This window comes from Streptomyces sp. NPDC059909 (assembly GCF_042730885.1).
Classification (GTDB): domain Bacteria; phylum Actinomycetota; class Actinomycetes; order Streptomycetales; family Streptomycetaceae; genus Streptomyces.
In genome coordinates this window covers 49,511-71,532 of sequence record NZ_JBHWKX010000001.1, presented here as the reverse complement: position 1 = coordinate 71,532, position 22,022 = coordinate 49,511, and the positions used below count along the sequence as shown (strand labels likewise).

The 22,022-nt window shown below is 72.0% G+C and carries 17 protein-coding genes and 1 tRNA gene; 12 read left to right on the top strand and 6 right to left on the bottom strand.

Going from position 1 to position 22,022, the window contains the following annotated elements; genetic code table 11:
* Positions 1-231 precede the first annotated feature (231 nt).
* Together ACFV9O_RS00365 and ACFV9O_RS00360 are read right to left on the bottom strand one after the other, a co-directional pair.
* Complete coding sequence (locus ACFV9O_RS00365; RefSeq protein WP_385410588.1) at positions 232-864, bottom strand: ATP-binding protein; 633 nt, start codon at positions 862-864, stop codon at positions 232-234.
* 92 nt (positions 865-956) lie between these two features.
* Positions 957-1,748: a glycerophosphodiester phosphodiesterase gene (locus ACFV9O_RS00360; RefSeq protein WP_385410587.1), complete on the bottom strand. Its 792-nt coding sequence runs from the start codon at positions 1,746-1,748 to the stop codon at positions 957-959.
* A gap of 179 nt (positions 1,749-1,927) precedes the next feature.
* Here ACFV9O_RS00360 and ACFV9O_RS00355 point away from each other — a divergent pair, with 179 nt between their 5' ends.
* The 4 genes from ACFV9O_RS00355 to ACFV9O_RS00340 all read left to right on the top strand — a co-directional run bounded on the left by ACFV9O_RS00355 (position 1,928) and on the right by ACFV9O_RS00340 (position 5,575).
* Positions 1,928-3,403, top strand: a complete 1,476-nt coding sequence (locus tag ACFV9O_RS00355; RefSeq protein ID WP_385410585.1) for a S1C family serine protease — start codon at positions 1,928-1,930, stop codon at positions 3,401-3,403.
* 60 nt (positions 3,404-3,463) lie between these two features.
* Positions 3,464-3,550, top strand: a tRNA-Ser gene (locus ACFV9O_RS00350).
* A gap of 232 nt (positions 3,551-3,782) precedes the next feature.
* Positions 3,783-4,481, top strand: a complete 699-nt coding sequence (locus ACFV9O_RS00345) for an RNA polymerase sigma factor (protein WP_385411091.1) — start codon at positions 3,783-3,785, stop codon at positions 4,479-4,481.
* The gene (locus ACFV9O_RS00340) at positions 4,478-5,575 is read left to right on the top strand and encodes a CU044_5270 family protein (protein ID WP_385410583.1); all 1,098 of its coding nucleotides are present in this window, start codon (positions 4,478-4,480) and stop codon (positions 5,573-5,575) included. The genes ACFV9O_RS00345 and ACFV9O_RS00340 overlap by 4 nt, the downstream gene beginning before the upstream one ends.
* 220 nt (positions 5,576-5,795) lie before the next feature.
* On the opposite strand, the gene ACFV9O_RS00335 is transcribed toward ACFV9O_RS00340, so the two are convergent.
* Both ACFV9O_RS00335 and ACFV9O_RS00330 read right to left on the bottom strand, forming a co-directional pair.
* Positions 5,796-7,094 carry an LAETG motif-containing sortase-dependent surface protein gene (locus tag ACFV9O_RS00335; protein WP_385410582.1) on the bottom strand — a complete coding sequence of 433 codons (1,299 nt, stop codon included), beginning with the start codon at positions 7,092-7,094 and terminating at the stop codon, positions 5,796-5,798.
* Positions 7,095-7,423: 329 nt separating this feature from the next.
* A complete protein-coding gene (locus ACFV9O_RS00330) occupies positions 7,424-8,320 on the bottom strand; it encodes a bifunctional DNA primase/polymerase (RefSeq protein ID WP_385410580.1) in 897 nt (298 codons plus the stop codon).
* A gap of 355 nt (positions 8,321-8,675) precedes the next feature.
* Here ACFV9O_RS00330 and ACFV9O_RS00325 point away from each other — a divergent pair, with 355 nt between their 5' ends.
* The 8 genes from ACFV9O_RS00325 (at position 8,676) to ACFV9O_RS00290 (ending at position 16,783) form a co-directional block, all read left to right on the top strand.
* Complete coding sequence (locus ACFV9O_RS00325) at positions 8,676-8,987, top strand: hypothetical protein (RefSeq protein ID WP_385410578.1); 312 nt, start codon at positions 8,676-8,678, stop codon at positions 8,985-8,987.
* Positions 8,988-9,198: 211 nt separating this feature from the next.
* Complete coding sequence (locus ACFV9O_RS00320; RefSeq protein ID WP_385410576.1) at positions 9,199-10,374, top strand: acyl-CoA dehydrogenase family protein; 1,176 nt, start codon at positions 9,199-9,201, stop codon at positions 10,372-10,374.
* Between the two features lie 104 nt (positions 10,375-10,478).
* Positions 10,479-11,492, top strand: coding sequence for a bifunctional MaoC family dehydratase N-terminal/OB-fold nucleic acid binding domain-containing protein (locus tag ACFV9O_RS00315; protein WP_385411090.1), 1,014 nt, complete (start codon positions 10,479-10,481; stop codon positions 11,490-11,492).
* A 1-nt stretch (position 11,493) separates the two neighbouring features.
* Positions 11,494-12,558 (top strand): acyl-CoA dehydrogenase family protein, encoded by a 1,065-nt coding sequence (locus ACFV9O_RS00310; protein WP_385410574.1) that lies wholly within the window; start codon positions 11,494-11,496, stop codon positions 12,556-12,558.
* Positions 12,555-12,965, top strand: coding sequence for a MaoC family dehydratase (locus tag ACFV9O_RS00305; RefSeq protein ID WP_385410572.1), 411 nt, complete (start codon positions 12,555-12,557; stop codon positions 12,963-12,965). The genes ACFV9O_RS00310 and ACFV9O_RS00305 overlap by 4 nt, the downstream gene beginning before the upstream one ends.
* Positions 12,962-14,128, top strand: coding sequence for a lipid-transfer protein (locus ACFV9O_RS00300; protein ID WP_385410570.1), 1,167 nt, complete (start codon positions 12,962-12,964; stop codon positions 14,126-14,128). Before ACFV9O_RS00305 ends, ACFV9O_RS00300 begins: the two co-directional genes overlap by 4 nt.
* 201 nt (positions 14,129-14,329) lie before the next feature.
* Positions 14,330-14,884 carry a SigE family RNA polymerase sigma factor gene (locus ACFV9O_RS00295; protein ID WP_385410569.1) on the top strand — a complete coding sequence of 185 codons (555 nt, stop codon included), beginning with the start codon at positions 14,330-14,332 and terminating at the stop codon, positions 14,882-14,884.
* A 246-nt stretch (positions 14,885-15,130) separates the two neighbouring features.
* Positions 15,131-16,783 (top strand): long-chain fatty acid--CoA ligase, encoded by a 1,653-nt coding sequence (locus ACFV9O_RS00290; RefSeq protein WP_385410567.1) that lies wholly within the window; start codon positions 15,131-15,133, stop codon positions 16,781-16,783.
* A 131-nt stretch (positions 16,784-16,914) separates the two neighbouring features.
* Here the strand turns inward: ACFV9O_RS00290 and ACFV9O_RS00285 are convergent, their stop codons facing one another.
* On the bottom strand, positions 16,915-20,991 hold the full coding sequence (locus ACFV9O_RS00285) for a PAS domain-containing protein (protein WP_385410565.1): 4,077 nt from the start codon (positions 20,989-20,991) through the stop codon (positions 16,915-16,917).
* 331 nt (positions 20,992-21,322) lie between these two features.
* The gene (locus tag ACFV9O_RS00280) at positions 21,323-21,787 is read right to left on the bottom strand and encodes an SSI family serine proteinase inhibitor (RefSeq protein WP_385410563.1); all 465 of its coding nucleotides are present in this window, start codon (positions 21,785-21,787) and stop codon (positions 21,323-21,325) included.
* Positions 21,788-22,022 lie beyond the last annotated feature (235 nt).

The window sequence follows — 22,022 nt, the reverse complement described above, 5'->3', positions numbered from 1 at the left end:
GACTGCGGTGCTGTGTGGTGCCTGTGTCTCGGGCGCGAGCCTAGCCGTTACGGCGCGTATGCCGGCCGCGACGTGTCTGAGGGTGTCGTCGTGCGCGTCGCGGTGGGCACGGCCGTGCGCGTCGCGGTGCGCGCCGTTGAGCACGTTGTGGATGTCGCGGGAGCGTCGTTGCGGGGCGCGGCCATGCGTGTCGCGGTGCGTGAAGCGGTGCGCGTCGTCCTCGGCGTCGTCCTAGGCGTCGTCGTACGTTTCCTCGTACGCGTCCTCATAGGCGTCCACGAATTCGAACCCGGTACCGGGACCGGAGCCAGTGACGCGCGTAGCGAAATCGTCGCGACGATGCCCTTCGGTGACGAGTACCCACACCGTGACCTCGCCGGTCGCGCTGTCCCGTACACCCCAGTCCTGGGCGAGCGCACTGATGATGTTGAGCCCGCGGCCGCCGTGTGCGGTGACCGAGGGCGTGGCCGGAACCGGTCGGGTCGGACCACCTCCGTCCGTCACCTCGACGGTCAGTCTCCCGGCCTTGTCGATGCGCCACGCGGCGCGGATGTCGCCGTCCCCGATCTCCGCACGCCCCAGTGGCCTGCCGTGCCGGCAGGCATTGCTGAGCAGTTCGGAAAGGATCAGAACGGCATCGTCGACGACCGATTCGGACAACCCGCTGCGTCGCAGCTGCTCACGCATCCGGTGCCTTGCCTCACCCACGCCCGCAGGGCCATGGGGTACGGCCATGCTCGACGACGTGGGCACCTCCTGTGCCACCACCAACGCCACCCCCGAGACCTCCTTTGCCCCACGCCACGGTGTGGATGCCCCAATGGACTGGACCGGAAACCGGCCAATCCGTGTGTGGTGACGCACTCGTAACGATCGAACACGGTCCGAACGCGCCGGTGCACTCCCTGTAGTGATCCTGGCCCGGACTCCCGACTCCGGGCGCGGCGCTGGGGGGGCTAACCGCGGCCCAGTTGGGCCAGAACCTGCTTCGGGCGGTTGGTGATGATCGCCTCGACGCCGAGAGCGACGCACAGGTCGACGTCCTCCGGCTCGTTCACGGTCCATACGTGCACGCGGTGGCCCGCCGCGTGCAGGCGCTCGATGTACACGGGGTGATTGCGTACGAGCCGGATCCCCGGTCCCGCGATGCCCGAGCCCGCCGGCAGCCGCCCGTCGCGCATGCGGAGTGGCAGGAACTGCATCAGATACACGGTCGGGATGGTCGGCGCCGCGGCCGCGATCCGCTGCAGCGAGCGCGCGGAGAAGCTCATGACGCGCACGGACGACCCGGCGGGCGTCGTGGGTGCGTCGAGGCCGAAGCGCTTCAGCAGGTGGAGGAGCCGCTCCTCGACCTGGCCCGCCCAGCGGGTGGGGTGCTTGGTCTCGATGGCCAGGTCGACCGGCCGCCCGGCGTCGGCGACCAGTTCCAGGAGCCGTTCCAGGGTCAGTACGGACGTGAACTCGCGATCGCGCCAGTCCGGGCTCTCCTCGCGGTCCTTCCACGAGCCGAAGTCGAGCGCGGCGAGTTTCGAGAGCTCCAGGGCGGAGACGGCGCCGCGGCCGTTGGAGGTGCGGTCGACGCGGCGGTCGTGGACGCAGACGAGATGGCCGTCGGCGGTGAGCCGGACATCGCATTCGAGGGCGTCGGCCCCGTCCTCGATGGCCTTCACATAGGCGGCCAGCGTGTGTTCGGGAGCGTCCTCCGAGGCGCCTCGGTGAGCGACGACCTGGATCGGGAGTGGTGTCACCGCGTCATGGTGTCATCGTCGGAACGGGGCCGTCGATCATGTGACCGTAATGTCCGTAATAAAGGGGGGCGCGGATACGCACAGGTCCTGCTTACAGTGGCCTGACAGCCAGTGGGAAAAGCTGAGCACCGCGTACCGGCAGCGGAATCGCGGATTCGCGGAATCGAGGAGAGAAAGCTGTGAGCACCGAGAACGAGGGCCACGAGGGCACTGCGGGTCAGGCCGCCCCGTCCGTACCTCCCGTGCACCCTCCTGTGCCGGCGGCCGCTCCCGAAGCCGCGCCGGCGCAGGCCGCGCAGGCTGCCCACGAGGCGCAGGCCATCCACGAGCAGGCCGCCCGCGAGGCGCATGCCGCACACGCCGCGCACGAGCCTGCCGGTGCCGGTGCGGACGCGCCGACGCAGCAGGTACCGCCGGTGCCGGCGTCCTCCCCGAGCGTGACGCAGCACGCCGCGGGCGGCTGGCCGCCGCCCCCGTCGCCCGCATCCCCCTGGGGAGCCCCCGTGCCCCCGGCCGGCTCTCCGGCCGCCCCGCGCAAGCGTTCCGGCGGTCTCCTGGCCGCCGTGGTCGCCGCCGCGCTCGTCGCGGGAGGCGTCGGCGGCGGCATCGGCTACTGGGCGGCCGAGCGCGCCGACGACGGCGGCATCTCGACGACCGTCTCCGCCGGCGAAGCCCCGGCCGACTTCAAGCGCGAGCCGGGCACGGTCGCCGCGGTCGCGCACAAGGCGCTGCCGAGCGTCGCCACCATCGAGGCGAAGTCCGGCGCCGCCGAGGGCGAGGGCGGCACGGGCACCGGTTTCGTGTACGACAAGGAAGGCCACATCCTCACCAACAACCACGTGGTGGAGTCCGCGGCCGACGGCGGCACGCTCTCCGTGATCTTCCCGAACGGCACGACGTACGACGCCGAGGTCGTCGGCCGTGCCCAGGGCTACGACGTCGCCGTGCTGAAGCTGAAGAACGCTCCCGCCGGACTGAATCCGCTGCCGCTGGGCGACTCCGACCGGGTGGCCGTCGGCGACGCGACGATCGCGATCGGCGCGCCCTTCGGCCTCTCCAACACGGTCACCACGGGCATCATCAGCGCCAAGAGCCGTCCGGTCGCCTCGGGTGACGGCTCCAGCGGCAAGAACTCGTACATGAGCGCCCTGCAGACCGACGCCTCGATCAACCCCGGCAACTCCGGCGGCCCGCTGCTCGATGCCAGCGGCGCGGTGATCGGCATCAACTCCGCGATCCAGTCCGCGGGGAGCAGCCAGGGCCAGGCCCAGGCCGGCTCGATCGGCCTCGGCTTCGCCATCCCGATCAACCAGGCCAAGAACGTGGCCGAACAGCTCATCAAGACCGGCGAGCCGGTCTACCCGGTGATCGGCGCCACCGTGAACATGTCGGACGAGGCCACCGGCGCCACCATCGCCACCCAGGGCACCGGCGGCACCCCGGCGGTCACCCCCGACGGCCCCGCCGCCAAGGCCGGCCTCAAGGCGGGCGACGTCATCACCAAGTTCAACGGCAAGCCCATCGACAGCGGCCCGACCCTGATCAGCGAGATCTGGAACCACAAGCCCGGCGACAAGGTCACCCTGACCTACGAACGCGACGGCAAGGAGTCCACGGTCGAGCTCACCCTGGGCCAGCGCAAGGGCGACAGCTGACGGGCTAGGCTGTGCACGCGCACGTGACCCGTGATCGTCCGTTCCGGGCCGGCGGCGCGAGGTGGGTTGCCCGAGCGGCCTAAGGGAACGGTCTTGAAAACCGTCGTGGCGGCGACGTCACCGTGGGTTCAAATCCCACACCCACCGCGCATGGCACATGCGGCCTGGTGAGAAGGGGTGTCCGGAGCTTCCGGGCACCCCTCTCGTATGCGAACTGTCTCACGATCGATTCTCGCCTGTGTCCCTGTGTTGATCAGGCCTTGTCCCACAGTTCGCGGCGGGGCCCGTCGGTGTTGGAACGGGCATGGAGGCCGAGTGTGGCGCAGGTCACGGGAAGGCGGTGTGGGGTGCCGGACAGCTCATTGGCGTGAGCACTCATATGCGTACCCGGGTACGGGCCGGGGATTCGAGCGCGTTCGCGGAGCTTTTCGACAGCTATGCCCGCGCGGTCTACAACCATGCCTTCCGTCTGACCGCCGACTGGTCGACGGCCGAGGACGTGATGGCCGCGACATTCATGGAGGCATGGCGGCTGCGCGACAAGGTCGACCCCGAGGGCGGCTCCCTGCGGCCCTGGCTGCTGGGCATCGCCACCAACACCGCGCGCAACCAGTACCGGAGCAACCGGCGGTACCGGGCGGCGGCCAACGCCGCAGCGGCGGCCGAGCTGTCGGTTCCCGACCACGCCGACGAGGTGGCCGACCGGCTCGACGACCGGCGGCGACTCGCGACGGCCCTCACCGCGCTCGCCGCGCTGCGCAGACCGGAGCGCGAGGTCATCGCGCTCTGCCTGGGGGAGGGCCTGGACTACGAGGCCGCGGCGGAAGCGCTCGGGATTCCGGTCGGCACGGTCGCCTCCCGGCTTTCCCGGGCCCGCAGGAAGCTGCGTGCGCTGGCCGAGGCCGAATTGGCGCGCCCCATTGCCGAAACAGCCCGCCCCGCAACCGAACCGTCCTGCCCCGCAACCGACATGGCGCGCAAGAGAGTGGCCAGGAAACGGGAAGGCGGCTGCCCCGGTCGACAGATAAGAGGCGATCACGCAAACGCGATCCGGCCCGCGCAGGAAGGAAACCGATGAACGCGAACACGTCCCGGCAGAACCCGGCCGAGTGGGATGAGAGCGCACAGCTCCTGTCCCGGACGGCGCGAGACCTGCCGACGGGCCGTCACCAGTTCCACAAGGAGCGTCTGATGGCCCAGATTCACGACATGCAGCAGGAAGAGCGCACGGCGACGGCAGACCCCGCGAAGGCGCGGCGTTTCCGGCTGCCACGTCCGGCGATCGCGCTGCCCGCAATGGCGGTGGCCCTGGCAGGGGCGGTCGTTGCCGGGATCATGTCGTCCGGCGGTGGCGGAGTCAGGGACGGCGGTGTCGCCACCGGACCGGCCCTGACCACACAGATCGGTGCCGCGACCACCGAGGGCGTGCCCCAGCTGCTCGACCAGATCTCGCTGGCGGCGGCCGACGGGTCCCGCCCGGCCGTCATGCCCGGCCAGTACGTCTACATCGAGTCCAAGACGGCCGACACCTTCCTCAAGACTGTCGACGACAAGACCACCCTGGCCAGTCACGAGCTGCACCGCCGGCAGGTGTGGGAGTCCCCGGACGGCGCCAAGGGCTGGCTGATCGACCCCGCAGTCAACGACAGTCCGGAGGGCGAGACCCTGAGCCTCCCCGACGAGCAAGGCAACACCCCAACGGCGCACCTGAACGCTCCGTCGTACGACTACCTGGCCAAGCTCACCACCGACCCCGACGAACTGCTGGCCAAGATCTACAAGGAGACCAAGGGCCACGGCAACTCCCCCGACCAGGAGGCATTCACCACCATCGGGGACCTGCTCGGCGAGAGCTACCCGCCGGCGGAGCTCTACTCGGCGCTGTTCAAGGCCGCCGCGAAGATCCCCGGTGTCGTGGTCGTCGATGACGCGGTGGACGCGGTCGGCCGGCACGGTGTCGCGGTGGCCCGGCTGGACGAGACCAGCGGCGCGCGCGAGGAATGGATCTTCGACAAGAAGACCTACGTCTTCCTGGGCGAGCGCAGTGTTCAGGTGAAGCGGCTCAGTGGACCGGATGCCCTGATCAAGCCCGGCACGGTGAAGTTCACCAGCGCCATCATCAACCGAGCCGTCGTCGACGGCATCAAGCAGACCCCGTCGCAGGCCGGCTGACGCTTCCGCACACCCTCCGCCGTACCGGCGATGGCCTTGGTCCGATGGCCGGGCTCGTAGGCGATCGGGATGAGGTCGGGGACTGGCATGGCGGAACCATAAGCACGGGTTCGTGTGCGCAAGCACCTCGGAGAAGTCGGAGAAGAAGGCAGAGAGAGGCGCCCCCGTGGTCGGGGGCGCCTCTCCTGGACGTACGACAACGCGCCTGCGTGAGGGTGCGTCAGGCGGCGGAACCGGCCTTGCGGCGGCGGACGACGAAGACCGCGCCGGCGCCGAGGGCCACGGCCGCGCCGGCCGCGGCAGCGAGCTGCGGGAGGGCCGAGGAGGAGCCGGTGTTGGCGAGGGAGCCGGAGTTCACCGGGGTGGTGGACGTGACGCCCTGCGGCTTGTTGTCCGGGGTCTGCGGCGTGGTCTTGCCGGGCTTGGCGTCGTCGACCTTGCCGGCGTCGCTGCCGGCGGCGAGCAGCTCGAAGGCGTACTCGGTGAAGTCGTTGCCGCCGCAGGACTCGTCGTCGTTGATGTAGTCACCGGCGACGAAGGCGAGGCCGTCACCGGCCGGGGCCTTGGCGTCGACCTTCAGGCGCAGCTTCACGTCGGCGTGGGCGCCGGCCTTCAGCGGGCTGACGGAGCCGGCGTAGCCGCCGTCCTCCTCGACGTTCTTCCAGGCCGGGGAGGCGGCCGTCGACCACTGGAGGTGGAAGGCGTCGTCGATGACGTTGTAGCCGCTCTTGTCCGTCGCGTGGAAGTAGACGAACGGGAAGACCTCGTCGAGCGTCTTGTCGGTGCCGTTGGTCACGCGCAGCGAGAAGTCGGTCGTCGAGCCCGCGACGATCTTGGACGGCAGGCCGCTGACGACGGTGGTGAGCTTGCTCTCGAAGACGCAGTCCTCCTCACCCTCCTCCGCTTCCTCCTTGGCGTCGGCGAGCGCCTTGTCGGCGGCCTCCTTCGCCTCGAGGGCGTCCTTCAGGGCCTGCTTGACCACGGAATACGCCTTGGCGGCCTCGACCCGCGCGTCCTCGGCGACCTGGCGCGCCGTCGCCGCCTTCTCGTCGGCGGCGGCCTTGGCGGCCTCGGCGGCCTCGGCCGCGGTCTCGGCGTCGGTGACGGCCTTCTCCGCGGCCGCCTTCTCCTCAGCCGTGGCGGTCTCGGGCAGCGCGGCGAGCGCGGCCTTGGCGTCGGCGACCGCCTTGTCGGCGTTCTCCTTGGCGACGGCCGCGGCGGCGGCCTCCTGCTCGGCGACCTCGGCGGCGACGGTGAGGGGCGCGTCATCGGAGAGGGCGGCATCGAGGGTGGCCCGCGCGACCTTCTCCGCGGCGACGGCGTCGTCGTACGCCTTCTGCGCCGCCTCGGCGGCCTTCTCGAGCTCCTCGATGGAGGGCTTGTCCTGCGCGGCCCGCAGCTGCGCCTGCGACGCGGCGGCCGGCTGGGCGGCAGCGAGCGCCGGGGTGACGGAGAGCAGGACGGCGGGGGTGGTCACGGCGGCGACGACGGCAGTGGCCAGAGTGCGGCGAATCTTCAACGGAGTCCTTTTTTGGGGTCCGAAAGGCGGGGTTCGAAAGTGTTGGGGCAGCCGCTGCGGTAGCACCCACGCAGGGCCGCTGTTCGGTGATCGTATGACCGCAAATGCCGTCGTAGGAAGCAAGTTAGGGAGATGAGGGGTTCGGTACGGCGCGCTCGCAGGGCGAGCAAATGCCGCATAAAGGGGTAGTTGCTTTCCCTCCCCGGGCCTCTTTTGTGATCCATGTCATTTCGCGTAGGTGCGCTTGGCATGGGCTGTTTACGTCGGGGTGCCGCGGGCGGCGGGGCGGCGGGCGGGGTGCCGCTGGTCGCGCCGCCTCACGTCACCGGCTACTCGCGCCGCCCCGCGTTCAGCCGTGCCGCCGAGGCGATCGTGGCGCGGGCCTCCCGCTCGGTGAGCCCGGCGCGGACCGCCGCCTCGGTGAGGGCGTCGGCGAGCGCGTCCCCGATGCCGTTCTCGTACGCGCGGCAGGCCGCCCAGAACAGCCGGGTGTTCCGCTGGCCCTCGTGAGCGGCGCGCACGAACTGGATCAGTCCTTCGCCCCGGGGTACCTGGTCGGCCGCGTATGACGGCGTGGGGTCGTGGGGCTGGGGGCGCGCGGGGGGCGCGATCAGGCGGAGCAGTGCGCGGGGGCACGGCGCGGGCGGCAGGTCCGCGGTGCCGGGCGCGAGCCGGTACGCGCCGTGAGCCGAGACCGAGCCGGGGCCGACGAGATAGCCGCCGCTGCCCCGGACGTCGATTCCGGGCGCGAGACGGCTGGCCGAGTTCGGCACCACGACGTCGGGCGGGCCGGTCAGCCACAGGTGGCGGCCGCCGCTGGGCGTGAGCACAGTGACCGTCTCCGGGACGGTGAACAGATGCTGCAGCGCCAGCTGCTGCAGGGCGGCGACGGAGTCGGTGCCGCCCGTCGCCGCGTTCTTGGTGTCGAGGTCGATGCCGATCAGGTGGTGTGGCGGCCGACCGCAGGCAATGCCGTACCCCGTGGCCCAGGGCGCGGCGGCGAACAGTGCCCGCACGCCGGCGGGGTCCGTCGTGGCGTCGTACACACCGTGCCCGGGGAGCCCGCACTCGCCGCGGCAGAGGACCGGCTGCGGGTCGCGGCGGTGGGGCGAGGGCAGCGCGGGGAGCTTCGTGGGGGACAGGGGGATCACGGGGAGCCCGCGCTCGGCGGCGGAGAGCGCGTGGGCGAGGGCCAGGGTGGCGCTGTGCCGGTCGGTGGTGGCCATGCCTCTATGTTCGTACGAGTGTTCGAATAAGGGAAGGGGGGGAGGGAGGGGTCTTGCGGAGGATTGGCTGAAAATGTGCCGGAACGGTTTTCCCCTTGCCGGCAGCGGGTTTCGGGGGTCCGTATGGGTCTGAGCTGGGTGATTGATGGCGTGAAGGGGGTTTATCGACATGTCCTCACGCTTGAGGTGGAATCGAGGCGTCCGCAGTGGTTCGCCGGGGATTCGGTGGGCAACTCTGGAAGCGCGACGTCGTGAACACGTACGACCGAGGCGGTCGGCCAACTGCCTGGGTTTCAGCCGTACTTCTGCACTTCCGGTGCGCTCAGGTGCACCTACGGTTCCTGGAGGAATTGACATGGCAAGCATCCGTACCGCCCGTGCCCTCGCCGCTGTCGCCGCGCTGCCCCTCGCCGTCGCACTCTTCTCGGGCGTCGCACAGGCCGACAACGGTGCCTTCGCGGGCGACGGATCGAACGCGTCCGTGGCCACGATCAGCGGCAGCGGTGTGGGTAACGACAACTACGGCAACTCGACGACCACCCAGCAGGTCGCCACCGGCGCCGGCGCGTCCAACCAGAACAACACGGCGAGCGTGAACGGCTCGGCCTTCACGGCGATCGACCAGTCGAACGAGACCGTCACGGTGAACTTCTTCGAGCTCTGGTAGGTCGCGGCCCGATGGGGGGTCCTGGCTGAGGGGTGAACAGCGGCCTGCGCGGCGGTGCTACGGCATCGGCGCGCAGGCCGCTCTCTGTGTGGTGCGGCGGCGCAGGCCGTTCCCGGGTGGTGCGGCGACCGGGCCGCGCTCGTGACCTTGACAGGCACTTGTTAACTGACGGACAGTCAGAAACCCATCCTGCGCCCGGGAGGCCCCCGCCGTGCACCTCGCCCCGACAGAGCGCCAGCAGCGGCTGCGCGCCGAACTCCGTTCGTACTTCCGCGACGTGATGCCGGACGGGCGCCCGGCCGCCGACGACATGGCGGAGCAGCGCCGGCTGCTGTGCCGGATCGGTGCCGACGGCATGCTCGGCCTCGGCTGGCCGGTCGAGTACGGCGGCCAAGGGCGCGGCGCCGACGAGCAGTTCGTCTTCTTCGACGAGGCGTACCGCGCGGGCGCGCCCGTGTCCATGGTCACGCTGAACACCGTCGGCCCGACCCTGATGAAGTACGGCACCGAGGAGCAGAAGTCCTTCTTCCTGCCGCGGATCCTGCGCGGGGACGTCGTCTTCGCCATCGGCTACAGCGAGCCCGGGGCCGGGACCGATCTCGCGTCGCTGCGGACGAAGGCGGTGCGCGACGACGGCGGACCGGACGGCTCATGGCTGATCGACGGGCAGAAGATCTTCACCTCGAACGCGCAGAACGCGGACTGGATCTGGCTCGCCTGCCGCACCGACCCCGAGGCGCCCAAGCACCAGGGCATCTCGATCATCCTGGTCCCGACCGATGCGCCCGGCTTCTCGTGGACGCCGATCGAGACGGTCGGCGGGCTGACCACGACGGCGACGTACTACGACGCGATCCGCGTCCCAGCCGCGAATCTGGTCGGTGAGGAGAACGGCGGCTGGGGGCTGATCACCAACCAGCTCAACCATGAACGGGTCGCGCTCGCGGCGATCGGCATGCAGGCAGAGGACTTCGCGGCCGCGGCGCTGGAGCATGCCCGTACCCCCGATCCGGTGACGGGTGCCCGCCCGATTGACGAGCCGTGGGTCCGGTCCAGGATCGCCGAAGTGCATGCCCGGCTCGCGGCAACGCGCCTGCTCAACTGGCGTTTGGTGGGAGATGTGGGGGCGGGCGGGCCCGCCCCCGGCGATGCGAGCGGCGTGAAGTTCATGGGAACCGAATCGGCCGTTGAGGTGTATCGAATGTGCCAGGAGATCACGGGGGAAGCGGGGCTGGTGAGGGCCGGTTCGCCGGGCGGCTTCGGCGACGGGGAGCTGGAGCGGATGAACAGGGCGGCGCAGATCAACACCTTCGGGGGCGGGGTGAGCGAGGTGCAGCGGGAGATCGTCGCGACGATGCGGCTCGGTATGAGGAGGGGGAAGCGGTGAGCGCGAAGGAGGTGACCGCGGGGACGGTGACCGCGGGGAAGACGACTGCGCGGGAGACGGGCACAGCGCGGGAGACAGGCGCCGGGGAGACGGGCGCGGACGAGCTGTACGGGCTGCTGAGGACGTACGAGGGGCGGCGGGTCGCGGCCAACGCGGGCACCGGCAAGGACCTCGTCAACGAGCCGATGATCAGGCACTGGTGCGAGGCGATGGGGGACACGAACCCGGCGTACCAGGGGGCGGACGCGATCGCTCCGCCGACGATGCTCCAGGCATGGACGATGGGCGGGCTGTCCGGGCACTCGGACCGTTCGGGCGCGTACGACGAGCTGTCCGCGCTGCTCGACGGCGCCGGATTCACCTCGGTGGTGGCGACCGACTGCGAGCAGGAGTATCTGCGACCGCTGCGGCCGGGCGACCGGATCACCTACGACTCGGTGATCGAGTCGGTGTCGCCGCGCAAGAGGACCAAGCTGGGGACGGGACATTTCGTCACGACCAGGATGGACATCCGCGCGGACGGCGAGCTCGCGGGCACGCACCGCTTCCGCATCCTCAAGTACGCACCGGCCGCCTCTCCCGGGAAAGCCGGGCCGCGGCGGCCCCGTCCGGTGATCAACCGGGACAACGCCGGATTCTGGGACGGCGTGGCCGGGCACAAGCTGCTGATCCAGCGGTGCGGAGGGTGCGGGACGCTGCGCTTCCCCTGGCTGCCGGGGTGCGGGGCGTGCGGCTCGGCCGAGTGGGACACGGTCGAGGCCGGCGGTGACGGGACCGTCTACTCGTACGTGGTGATGCACCACCCTCCGTTCCCCGCTTTCGATCCCCCCTTCGCGGTGGGGCTGATCGAGCTGGCCGAGGGCGTGCGGATGGTCAGCAACGTGGTTGGGGTGCCGTACGACAAGGTGCGGATCGGGATGCCGGTGCGGCTGGAGTTCCTGCGGGTGGACGAGGACCTGGAGCTGCCGGTGTTCCGGGCCCTCGAAGTGCTCGAAGTGCTCGAAGTGTCGGCAGAGCAGGCAGAGCAGGGGGACCCGAGGGATCCCGGTGATCCGAGGGATCCGAGCGATCCGGAGGCGTCGGCAGAGTCGGCACAGCCGGCAGAGGGCGTGGGCTGACATGGACTTCACGCCCACGGACGAGCAGGCCGCGGCCCGCGACCTGGCCGCAAGGATCTTCGGGGACCTGTCCACGCACGAGCGGCTGGCCGCCGCCGGGACCGGGACGGACGCCGAGCTGTGGAAGGCGCTGTGCGCGGCCGGGCTGCCCGCGGCTGTGGAGGACGTCGGGCTGCTCGGCCTGGTGCTCATGCTGGAGGAGCAGGGCCGTACGACCGCCCAGGTGCCGTTCGCCGCGAGTTGTGTGTACGGGCTGCTCGCGGTGGACCGGCACGGCACGGACGAGCAGCGGGACCGGCTCCTGCCCTCCCTCCGGGACGGGACCGCCGTGGCGACCGCGGCGTTCCCGGGCCGCGGCGCGATACGGGCCGACGGGGACGGGCACCTGACCGGGATCGTCACATGGGTACCGTGGCTGAGGGACGCCACCCATGTCCTGGTGCCGGACGCCGACCGGGGCCTGTGGCTGATACGTGCCGCGGACGCGGAGACGCCACCGGTGGAGACCACGGCCCCCTGGGCAGCGGGCCGGCTGGTGCTGGACGGCGCGCGCGGCGAGCGGATCGGCGGCGACAGCGCGTACGAGGGCGGCGACGGGGCGTACGAGGACGTGCTCGCCGCCGCACGGGTCGCCTTCGCCGGACTCCAGGCGGGTGTGTGCGCGGGCTCGCTCGCCCGGGCCGTCGCGTACACGTCGGTACGGGAGCAGTTCGGCCGTCCCCTCTCCACCAAGCAGGCCGTCCAACTCCGCGCGGCCGATGCGTACATGGACACGGAGGCGATAAGGGTCACGGCGTACGAGGCGGCGTGGCGGTACGACGAGGGGCTGCCGTGCGCCACGCACGCGCTGACCGCCGGCTGGTGGGCGTCCGAGGCGGGCAAGCGGGTCGTCCACACCGGTCAGCATCTGCACGGTGGCCTCGGCGCCGACCTCGATCATCCGGTCCACCGGCATTTCCTGTGGGGCCGCCAGCTCGACGCGTATCTGGGCTGCGGCAGTGAAGTCCTGGCAGAACTGGGCGACGTGATCGCGTTCACCGAGACGGAGGAGGGACCTGTGTCATGAAGGCCGGTGACGAGCTGCCCCCGCTCACCATCCCCATCACCCGCACTCTGATCGTCGCGGGAGCCATCGCCTCCCGGGACTACCAGGACGTGCACCACGACGCGGAGCTCGCGCGGAAGAAGGGCTCCCCGGACATCTTCATGAACATCCTCACCACGAACGGCCTGGTGGGGCGGTTCATCACGGACCACTTCGGACCGACTGCCGTGCTCCGCAAGGTCGCGATACGGCTCGGCGCGCCCAACTACCCGGGGGACACGATGACGTTGACCGGCACGGTCACCGAGGTGGACAGGGACACGGCCCAGGTGCGGGTCCTCGGGGCGAACGGCATCGGGCACCACGTCACGGGCACGGTGACCGTGACGGTTCCCGGGCGGGCGGCCGGAGCGGAGGCAGGATCATGAGCGTGCGCAGGGCCGACTCGCTCGGTGGGCGGGCGGCGGTCGTCGGTATCGGGGCGACCGAGTTCTCCAAGGACTCCGGGCGCAGCGAGCTCACACTGGCCGTCGAAGCGGTCCGGGCGGCCCTCGACGACGCAGGGCTCTCCCCCGCCGACGTCGACGGCCTGGTCACCTTCACCATGGACACCAGCCCCGAGATCACGGTCGCCCAGGCGACCGGCATGGGGGAGCTGTCGTTCTTCTCCCGGATCCACTACGGCGGCGGCGCGGCGTGCGCCACCGTCCAGCAGGCGGCCCTCGCCGTCGCCACGGGCGTCGCCGAAGTCGTCGTCTGCTACCGGGCGTTCAACGAGCGGTCGGGCCGGAGGTTCGGCTCCGGGGTGCAGCAGCGGGAGCCGTCGGCCGAGGGCGCGGCGCTCGGGTGGAACATTCCGTTCGGACTGCTCACGCCCGCCTCCTGGGTGGCCATGACCGCCCAGCGCTATCTGCACACGTACGGACTGACCCCGGAGGCGTTCGGCCATGTCGCCGTGGTCGACCGCCGCCATGCAGCCCGGAACCCCGCGGCGTACTTCCACGGGAAGCCGATCACCCTCGCGGACCACGCCGCCTCGCGGTGGATCGTCGAGCCGCTGCGGCTCCTGGACTGCTGTCAGGAGACGGACGGCGGCCAGGCGATCGTGGTGACATCGGTCGAGCGCGCCAGGGATCTGCCGCAGCCACCCGCGGTGATCGTCGCGGTGGCGCAGGGCGCGGGCCGGGCACAGGAGCAGATGACGAGCTACTACCGGGACGAGCTCACCGGGCTGCCCGAGATGGGGGTCGTCGCCCGCCAGCTCTGGCGTACCTCCGGGCTCGGCCCCGGCGACATCGATGTGGGCATCCTCTACGACCACTTCACGCCGTTCGTGCTGATGCAGCTGGAGGAGTTCGGTTTCTGCAAGCCGGGTGAGGCCGCCGACTTCGTGGCCGCGGACGCCCTGCCCCTCAACACCCATGGAGGCCAGCTGGGAGAGGCGTATCTGCACGGGATGAACGGCGTCGCCGAGGCGGTCCGGCAGCTGCGCGGGACCTCGGTGAACCAGATACCCGGCGCGGCGACGACCCTGGTCACGGCCGGCACGGGGGTCCCGACCTCCGGGCTCGTCCTGGCGGCGGACGGCTGAGAGCGCCCTGCTCGGAGCGGGTGCGAGCAGTCCGGCAGGACGGGGTACCCGCAGTAGTGGGTGTCGCGACCCCTACGCACGGGTCCGCTGCCCTCCACCTTCAGGAGATGGGGATTTCACCACCCCTACAACCTGAGGCGGACCCCGTTTCGGGACCTGGGGCCGATCCCGCGGGGCGGGGGCCGCTCCTAGCGTGGAGGCATGACCACGCCAGTCTGCGCGACCGCTTCCAGGGCCGCATCGCCGAAGCCCTCCTACCCGTCGTACCCGTCGTTCTCGTCGTACGTACGGGCGCGGGGGCCCGTGCTGCTGCGTACCGCCCGGTCCCTCACGGCCAACCCGTGCGACGCCGAGGATCTGCTGCAGACCGCGCTCACCAAGACGTATGTCGCCTGGGAGCGCATCGAGGACCACCGGGCGCTGGACGGCTATGTCCGCCGCGCGCTGCTCAACACGCGGACGTCGCAGTGGCGGAAGCGGAAGGTGGACGAGTTCGCGTGCGAGGAGCTGCCCGAGCCGTCCGGGCTGCCGTCGCCGGACCCGGCCGAGCAGCAGGTGCTGCACGACGCGATGTGGCGTGCCGTCATGAAGCTCCCGGACCGGCAGCGGGCCATGGTCGTGCTGCGGTACTACGAGGACCTCAGCGAGGCCCAGACCGCCGAGGTGCTCGGGGTCTCCGTCGGTACGGTCAAGAGCGCGGTCTCGCGGGCGCTCGGGAAGCTCCGCGAGGACCCGGAGCTCGCGCCGGTCCGCTGACCGAGTGCCGCGGGCCGGCCACGCGCCGGCCGCACCCCTGGCCCCCGTCCGAGCGCCGCCTGTCCGCGCCCCTCCGCGCCCCAACGCGCTTGTCCGCCGCCCTGTCCCTGCCTGTCCGCCGCCAGGCAGGTGGCACCGGCACAGAGTTTTCGTCCTCGTTTTCGTACCCGGGGGTAGTGACATACCGCATGGTATGTGCGCAGAATCTGCACACCCTTACTGCCGCGCGCCCACCGGGAGGACGCCGTGCTGAGCACCATGCAGGACGTACCACTGACCGTGACCCGCATCCTGAAGCACGGGATGACGATTCACGGCACTTCACAGGTCACGACATGGACCGGTGAGAGTCAGCCGCAGCGCCGCAGCTATCGCGAGGTCGGCGAGCGCGCCGCCCAGCTGGCGCACGCCCTGCACGACGACCTCGGGGTCGACGGCGACCAGCGCGTCGCGACGCTGATGTGGAACAACGCCGAGCACGTCGAGGCGTACTTCGCGATCCCGTGCATGGGCGCGGTTCTGCACACCCTCAATCTGCGGCTCCCCGCCGACCAGTTGGTCTTCATCGCCAATCACGCCGCCGACCGCGTCGTCATCGTCAACGGCTCCCTCCTGCCGCTGCTCGCCCCGCTGCTCCCGCAGCTGCCGACGGTCGAGCACATCGTGGTCTCCGGCCCGGGCGACCGCTCGGTGCTGGCCGGGGCGCAGGCGCAGGTCCACGAGTACGAGGAGCTGCTCGCCGGGAAGCCCACCAGCTACGACTGGCCGGAGCTGGACGAGCGCGCGGCCGCGGCCATGTGCTACACCTCCGGGACCACCGGTGACCCCAAGGGCGTCGTCTACTCCCACCGTTCCGTCTACCTGCACTCCATGCAGGTCAACATGTCGCAGTCGATGGGCCTCACGGACGCGGACACCAGCCTCGTCGTGGTCCCGCAGTTCCACGTCAACGCCTGGGGACTCCCCCACGCCACCCTGATGACCGGCGTGAACATGCTCATGCCGGATCGCTTCCTTCAGCCCGCACCGCTCGCCGAGATGATCGAGACCGAGCGCCCGACCCACGCGGCAGCCGTCCCCACGATCTGGCAGGGCCTGCTCGCCGAGCTGTCGGCGAAGCCGCGCGACGTCAGCTCCCTCACCCAGGTCACCATCGGCGGCTCCGCCTGCCCGCCGTCCCTGATGGAGGCGTTCGACAGCCTGGGCATGCGCGTCTGCCACGCCTGGGGCATGACCGAGACCTCCCCGCTCGGCACGATCGCCCGCCCGCCGGCCCACACCGTCGGCACGGAGGCGGAGCTCGGATACCGCCTCACCCAGGGCCGCTTCCCGGCCGGCGTCGAGGCCCGGCTGCGCGGCCCCGGCGGCGAGTTCCTGCCGTGGGACGGCGAGTCGGCCGGTGAGCTGGAGGTGCGCGGACCGTGGATCGCGGGGGCGTACTACGGCGGTGCGGCGGGCGGCGACCTCAGGCCGGAGGACAAGTTCAGCGACGACGGCTGGCTCAAGACAGGTGACGTCGGCGTCATCAGCTCCGAGGGCTTCCTCACCCTCACCGACCGTGCCAAGGACGTCATCAAGTCCGGCGGCGAGTGGATCTCCTCCGTCGAGCTGGAGAACGCGCTGATGGCGCACCCCGACGTCGCGGAGGCGGCGGTCGTCGCCGTCCCGGACGCGAAGTGGGGAGAGCGCCCGCTGGCCACGGTCGTCCTCAAGGACGGCGCGACCGCGGACTACGCGTCGCTGAAGGACTTCCTCGCCGAGAAGATCGCGAAGTGGCAGCTGCCGGAGCGCTGGGCGATCATCCCGGCGGTGCCGAAGACGAGCGTCGGGAAGTTCGACAAGAAGGTGATCCGCAGGCAGTACGCGGACGGCCAACTGGACGTCACGGAACTGCGGTAGCCAGGTAGCCGGGCAGGCGGCCGGACAGACACGCAGACAGCAGACACGCAGTAGGCAGGGGAACGGCTTGGGGCCCGGCGCGCAGGATGCGCACCGGGCCCCAAGTTCGTCCTGACTCGTACGAGTTGGTGCTAGTTCGTACCGATCTTCGCGAGCAGGTCGACGATCCGGCCCTGCACTTCGGGGCTCGTGGAGCGCTCCGCCAGGAAGAGGACCGTCTCGCCCGAGGAGAGCTTGGGCAGTTCGGCCTGATCGAGGCCGGCCGAGGTGTAGACGACGAGCGGGGTGCGGTTCAACTGGCCGTTCGCCCGCAGCCAGTCGATGATCCCGGCGCGCCGGCGACGTACCTGCATCAGGTCCATCACCACCAGGTTCGGCCGCATCTGCTGGGCCAGCGAGACCGCGTCCGCGTCGGCCCCCGCCCGCGCGACCTGCATTCCACGCCGCTCCAGCGTCGCCGTCAGCGCGGTCGCGATGTCGTCGTGCTCCTCGATCAGCAGCACACGGGACGGGTGCTGCTCGCTGTCGCGCGGCGCCAGCGCCTTGAGGAGTACAGCGGGGTCGGCCCCGTACGCAGCCTCGCGCGTCGCCTGCCCCAGGCCGGCCGCGAGCAGTACCGGCACCTCGGCCGCGACCGCCGCCTGGCGGAGCGACTGGAGCGCGGTACGCGTGATCGGTCCGGTCAGGGGGTCGACGAACAGCGCCGCGGGGAAGGCGGCGATCTGCGCGTCCACCTCCTCGCGCGAGTGCACGATCACGGGCCGGTAGCCGCGGTCGCTCAGCGCCTGCTGCGTGGCGACGTCCGGCGCGGGCCAGACGAGCAGCCTGCGCGGGTTGTCCAGCGGCTCCGGGGGCAGTTCATCGTCGATGGGGAGGGGCGCCGGCTGGTTCGCCACCTCGACGGCACCGCCGGGGCCGTCGAGGGGCTCGGGCCCTTCGGCGCCCTCGTCGGGTGCTCCTATCGCGTACGACCGGCCTTCGGTGGGAACGGCGGCGAGCCGCTGCTGGGGCTGAGCGGGCTGCGACTGCGCCGGCTGCGGGTGCGGCCGTGCGGCCGTTTCCGGGAGGGCGCGCTCGCCACGGCTGTCGCCCTCGGGCGGGGCGGCCAGCTTGCGCCGGCGCCCCGGGGCGAGGGTCTGGTTCTGACCGAGCGACTGGTTCTGCCCGAGCGACTGGTTCTGCCCGAGCGTCTGGTTCGCGGCGGGCGATGCGGGCTGCTGGGGCTGCGCGTGCTGCTGGGCCGGCGCGGACTGCTGGAGCGGCCTCGGCTGTTTGGCCTGCGCGGACGCCAGGGGGTGCTGGGCCAGCCCGGCCTGCTGGGCGAACGGCACGCCCTGGCCGAGCGTGCGCACGCTGAACGACCGGCCCTGCGAGGCGTCCGCGGGCAGCTGCGCCTCCGCGGGCAGGGGCTGCGCGGCGCGCGGCGGCGTGGCCGCGATTCCCGTGGCGGTGGCCGGAGCCACCGTGGGGGCAGCGGGCGGCAGCGGTACGGAGCCGGTGTCGCCGCCTTCGGTCCGCCCGGGCGCGGGGGCGTCGGCGAGCGCCGCCAGACCCTGCCCGGAGGTCCCGCTCTCGGCCCACTCCGGCCCCGGCGGCGTCGCCGCCTCCGGACGTGCCCGGCGACGTCCGGTCGACACGGGATGCGGCTGCGGCGGGGTGTGATCGGCGCCCGGCTCGGTGTGCACGGAATCGTGGCGGCCCTCGTCGCCCTGAGCGGCCGCCGCGGGCGCGGCGACGCGATCGGCGTCGGCGGGCGGCAGCGCGAACGCGGCACGCACCTCCTCCGCCTCATCGCCCACAGCCCGCTCCTGGGCCCCGGCGAGGGCCCGTCGCGCGCGCCGCCCACCGGGCTGCGCCACAGCACCGGCTCCGGCTCCGGCGGGCTCGAGCGCCAAGGCGCCGGTGCCCTGAGGGTCCGACTGTGCCGTGGCGGCAGCGCCGTGTGGCTGAGGGTCGCCCTGCCCGGGCACGGGCCAGCCGGGTGCAGCGCCACCCTGCCCGGCAGCCGGCCAGACTGCGGGGGACGCCGCCTCCGTCCCTTGGGCTGCGGGCACGGCCGCGCTTACGGGAGCCGACAGCTCCGGCGCCCCCGACGACAGGGCGGGCACGGCCGCCGCGGCACGGCGGGCACGACGGCCCGTGGGCTGCGGGGCGGCCGCCGCCTCCGGGCCCACTCCCTGTGGCGGAACCGTGTCCCCGAGCGCCGGTCGTCCGGCACCGGCCGCGCCTTCCGCGGCGGTGACCACGGCGCCTTCGGCCGCCGGCGCGGATGCAGGTGCGGCAACGGGTGCGGACGCAGATGACGGTGCGGCGGATGCGCCCACCTCGGCCGGGCTGGGCCGTCCGCGCCGCCGACCGGTGCCACCGCCCGTACTGGGCGCGTCACCACCCGTGCCGTTCCCGGACACGGGGCTCTCCAGGAACGCGTCCGTGGAAGCCCGCCGCGCGCGTCGTCGCCCGCCGCCGCCCGTCGCCTGGGCAGGCAGCACCGGCGCAGCCTCCGACGATTCGGCGGCGGGGGCCTCGGCTGCCGGGGGCGTCACCATCCCTGCGCCCTCTCCCAGCGGCACCTCCAGCACGTACGCGCTGCCGCTCATCCCCGGCACCTCGTGCGTCTGCAGCACGCCGCCGTGCGCGGTCACGATCCCGCGGACGATCGGCTCGTGCACCGGGTCGCCCCCCGGATACGGACCGCGTACCTCGATGCGTACGACGTCCCCGCGCTGCGCCGCCGCGACCACGATCGTCGAGTCGACGTACCCGCCGGCCGCGCCCGCCACGACCCGGGTCTTGCCGGTCGAGTCGACGCCGGCCACGTCCGCGACCAGATGGGCCAGGGCCGTCGCCAGCCGGGCCGCGTCCACCTCGGCCTCGATGGGCGGCGCGTGGACGGCGAACTGCGCACGCCCCGGGCCGATCAGTTCGACCGCACCGTCGACGCCGGCCGCCACGACCCCGTCGAGCAGCACCTTCGCCCGGTGCAGGGTCTCCGCGCCCGCGTCGAGCCGCTGGAAGCCGAGCACGTTGTCGACGAGCGTGGTCATCCGGGCGTAGCCGGCGGCCAGGTGGTGCAGGATCTGGTTGGCCTCGGGCCACAGCTGACCGGCCGGGTCGGCCGCCAGCTTGCCGAGCTCGCCCCGCAGCTCCTCCAGCGGCCCGCGCAGCGCCTCACCGAGGACCGCGGTCAGCTGGTCGAGCCGGGCGGCCAGCGAGGCCTCCCGCTCGTCCCGCTCCTTGATCTCCGCCGCATGCTGCTCGGACTCCGCTGCATGCCGCTCGGACCTGTCGGCGACCTCCGCCGTGTGCTTCTCGGTCAGCTCCGCCAGCTCGGCCGCGTGCCGCTCCTCGCGCTCCGCGAGCTCCGTGGCGTGCCGCTCCTTCAGCTCCTCGTAGGGCCGCCGGTCGGTGAACGTCATCACCGCGCCGACGAGCTGCTCGCCGTCCCGTACCGGCGCGGTCGTCAGGTCGACCGGCACCTTCTTGCCGTTCTTCGCGTACAGCACCTGCCCGCGCACCCGGTGCTTGCGCCCGGACCTGAGGGTGTCGGCGAGCGGCGAGTCGTCGTACGGGAACGGCTCGCCGTCCGGTCGCGAGTGCAGGATCAGCGGGTGCAGCTCCTTGCCGCCGAGATCGCTGGCACGGAAGCCGAGTATCTGGGCGGCGGCCGGGTTCACGAGCACGACCCGGCCCTCGGTGTCCGTACCGACGACGCCCTCGGCGGCCGCCCGCAGGATCATCTCGGTCTGCCGCTGGGAGCGGGCGAGTTCGGCTTCGGTGTCGACGGTGCCGGAGAGATCGCGTACGACGAGCATGAGGAGCTCGTCGCCGGTGTAGCTGCTGCTGCCACTGCCGCCGCCGTACGAGGCGTAGGCCTCGCGGCCGTCCTCCAGGTTCGCGCTCGTGACCTCGACGGGGAACTCCCCGCCATCCGTGCGCCGGGCGATCATGCGGGTCGGCTTCGTCCGGCCGCGCTCGTCGGCGGCCTCGGGCCGCCGCATCGAGCCCGGGATCAGCTTCGAGTCGAAGGACGGGAGCAGATCGAGCAGCCCTCGCCCCACCAGGGCCGTACCCGGTGTCTCGAACAGCTCCAGGGCGATGGTGTTGGCGTTGACCACCGTGCCGTTGGCGTTGACGAGCACGAGCCCGTCCGGAAGGGCGTCGAGTATGGCTGCGAGGCGAGCAGCGCCTCGGGATGGCCTGCTGCTCACGACGACGCTTCCTCCCTGACATACAGCATCTTGCGGACGGCCGGCCCCATCTTGCCCCTCGGGCCGCGGCCTGTCACTGGAGGGAGTCTAAAGGCAGGAGACAGGGGTGCGGCGGCGGATGAGGGGGAGCTCTCACCAAGGTTCTGTGTACACGGAGTAGTCCCGTGCCCCCTGACAGGGCCGGTGACCTGGGCGCTGCGGCGCGCGACCGGCGCCCAGACCGTGGTGCTCGGTGCCTCCGTACTCGGTGGCTCGGTGGCTCGGTACGCAGGTGCGCGGGCACGCGGGCACGCGGGTGCTCGGGTGCTCGGGTACGCGTCAGGACCGGGCTTCAGACCCGGGCGGTCGGCAGGACCGGCTCCAGGGTCTGCCATCGCGCGATCTCGCAGCCGTTGCTGCGGTCGAAGGTGGCGTCGACGGTCCGCCCCCGCCAGGTGCCGGTGACGTGGGCCGTCGCGGGGCCGCCGTACATCTGCGTGCACATCGCGTCCCGGGAGACGGACGCGAACGGGTCCTCCCCCTCCTGCCGCAGCTCCTCCAGCCGGTCGCAGGCGGCCTCGGCCTCGGGGTGCGTGCCGCCGACCGGGCCGCAGGTCAGTTCGTACGTGCCGTCCGCCATCGGGTTGCCGGTGTCCGCGGTGATCAACGTGAGCCGGTCCTGCGGCTCCTCCGGCTGCAGCAGCGGCAGCGGGAGCGGCCCGAGCACGGACGCGGACGAGGCCGGGGCGGCGACGACGAGCGCGGCGACTGATGCCGTGGCGGTCGCGACGGCGGTGAAGGCGAAGCGGCGCAGCATGGGTACTCCTGGAGAGTGAAGGATCGGGAGCGGCATCCGCTCCGGCATCTCTAACGCTCCGCGCGCCCGCTCGTTGCGCAACCCGGACTGAGCCGCCCGGGGTGCGCGGACGCCGCCGCCCGTCCCGGGTCGCCGGCGATCGTCCCCGGCCGCGCCCGGGCGGCTCTTTGCCCCGGGGCCCGCGCGCCTAGTACCGTGGAGAGCGATTGGTGACACCCCACCCGGCTGTGTCATC